Annotated in this window: 2 protein-coding genes; one reads left to right on the top strand and one right to left on the bottom strand. The window is 54.8% G+C overall.

The window, feature by feature from the left end; all coding sequences use genetic code 11:
* Positions 1–153: 153 nt before the first annotated feature.
* A complete protein-coding gene (locus NW820_RS11845; RefSeq protein ID WP_414407588.1) occupies positions 154–1,677 on the top strand; it encodes an AAA family ATPase in 1,524 nt (507 codons plus the stop codon).
* Positions 1,678–1,780: 103 nt separating this feature from the next.
* Here NW820_RS11845 and NW820_RS11840 read toward each other — a convergent pair.
* On the bottom strand, positions 1,781–2,464 hold a 684-nt coding region (locus NW820_RS11840), incomplete at its 5' end, for a J domain-containing protein (RefSeq protein WP_414407587.1).

Here is a 2,464-nt window from a genome sequence, read left to right as displayed (position 1 = left end):
CTGAACAAGTGAGAGGAAGATGAAGTAAGGATGTTCTAAACTCCAGAGGCGATGACAGAAGCCGCAAGAAAAACAAATCCAGACAGCAGGGATCCTGCCCTGGTCGAGATCCCGGCGGAGCTGCAAGCAGGGCTGGTGACAGAGCTGGATTTGATGATCCGGGCCCGCTACCCCCTGGTTTACTTGGTCTCTCCAGAAGAAGAGCCTGCCGATGCCGTGCTAACCCAAGTAGCCAGACGGACAGACCCACCGCGGCAATTGTTGTTCTGGGACTTGGTGCGGGGCTGGCAAGATACAGGCGAGGATCGGGGCTCCATCATGGCAGCTCTGGGGCGGGTGTGGCGCTCTGCCCCCAACGAGGACACCCTGTTTGTGCTGCGGGATCTGCACTTTGTGTTGCGCAACGCCACCAGCGACAAAAACGCTCCCATCATCCGGGAGCTGAAAAACCTCAGCCGCGAGCTCAAGCGCACCCGCAAGATGCTGATCCTGCTCAGCCACACCCTGGAAGTGCCCAGCGACCTGACGGAGGAGATCACCGTCGTCGATATTCCCTTGCCCAACAGCGAAGAGATCAGCCGCCTCATCCAGCTCTATGTGGCTCCAGATAAGCTCAAGCTTACCCCTCTGGCCCGCGAGCAACTGGTCAAAGCCTGTCAAGGGCTGAGCCGAGAACGTATCCGCCGCGTTTTGGCCCGCGCTTTGGCCGCCAAGCAGGAGGTCAATGAAGCCGATATCGACCTGGTGCTAGAGGAAAAAAAGCAGGCCATCCGCCAAACCGGCATCCTGGAGTTTTTCACCGCCCGCGAGACCCTCAAAAGCGTGGGGGGCCTGGATAATCTCAAGGCCTGGGTGCGAGTGCGGCAAGAAGCCTTTACCGAAGAGGCGCGTCGCTATGGCCTGCCCAACCCCAAGGGCGTGCTGCTGGTCGGGATCCAGGGCACCGGCAAATCCCTCTCCGCCAAGACCATCGCCAATGAGTGGCGGCTGCCCCTGCTGAGATTGGATGCCGGGCGGCTGTTTGCCGGCATCGTCGGCGAGTCGGAAAGCCGGGTGCGGCAGATGATCCAACTGGCGGAGGCGATGGCCCCCTGCGTGCTTTGGATCGACGAGATCGACAAAGCCTTTGGCAACATCACCAGCAGTGCCGATGGAGATTCTGGTACCAGCCGCCGGGTGTTTGGCAGCCTGATTACCTGGATGCAGGAGAAAACCAGCCCTGTTTTCATTGTGGCCACCGCCAACAACGTGCCGCTGCTGCCGCCAGAGCTGTTGCGCAAGGGCCGCTTTGACGAGATTTTCTTCTTGAACCTGCCCACCCACGCTGAGCGCAAAGAGATCTTCCGGGTGCATTTGCAGCGGTTGCGCCCCAGCCGCCTGCGAGAATTTGACCTGGAAGCTTTGGCAGCCGCAGCTCAGGATTTCAGTGGTGCCGAGATCGAGCAAGCCATTGTAGATGCCATGTACAACGCCTTTGGGGGCAGTGGCAGCGGCGCCCGGCGGGACTTTACCCAAGAGGATATCCTGCAGGCCATCCGCGAAACCGTGCCTTTGGCCTCGATTGCCCGCGACCAAATCGAGAGTCTTAAGTGCTGGGCTGCTCAAGCGGGCGCGAGAACGGCCTCTCAAGATGCCCAGGTGCTGCAGGAGATGAAGCAGTGTTTTGCCTCTTCTTGAGATTCAGAATGGGTGAAATCCACCTCCCAGCCCAAATAAGGCGGCTAGTATGCCAATACCCACAGCAACTCCAGCCGCTATCTTCAAGTTTTCTTCTAGGCTTTTAGCATCTGCCTTTTCCTTCATTGCAGTTAGCAAAAATAGCTGATCCTCCCCACTCAGCCCACTTATAAAATGGGGATATAGATTCGATAGGGACAGCTTTAAAATGATCGATCCTACTTCTACAGTGAAGCTCAAGCTGGGAAAGCTTCGAGTTCCTATCTTTCTCTATCTGGGCTATTACTGATTTTGCCTCTTCCTGTAGCTTCTTAGCGCTCTCAACTTGCGACTTGCTATATCCTTTATCAAAAATGGCCATAAAAAGACTAATAACTGAGATTAGAAAGAGCACAAGCCCGATTGAGCTACTTAAGGCACCAATGAACAAGCTCAGGACTAAAAGCGAGAGGGCACCCAGTATAGTGTCACTTTTGGTGGCAAAGGTATGATCAATTTTAGCTTCCTCTTGTTTTATTCCGATAGAGATCAAGTTTCTCCTTAACTCAGACTTAACTTGCTCTACTCTTTGGTTATAGTTGGCCTCGATGTTTTTCTTACGACGTTCTATCTCTTCTGCAGCTTCCTTTATCTTGTCGAAGTCAAAGGGCCAAGGTTTGCCATCTTGTGTGCTGTAACCGCGTTCTGCTTTTAAGTCTTGGTCATACCCGCTCCCTTTTGTGGGCGAAGTCTGGGAAAGCCTTTGGGAGTCATAGGCTTTTCGCTTCACAGGATCACTCAGGACCGA

It is taken from the genome of Synechococcus sp. R55.7, from assembly GCF_047461955.1.
Classification (GTDB): domain Bacteria; phylum Cyanobacteriota; class Cyanobacteriia; order Thermostichales; family Thermostichaceae; genus Thermostichus.
Note: the sequence above shows the minus strand (reverse complement) of the source record. Positions and strands in the feature narration are given on the sequence as shown.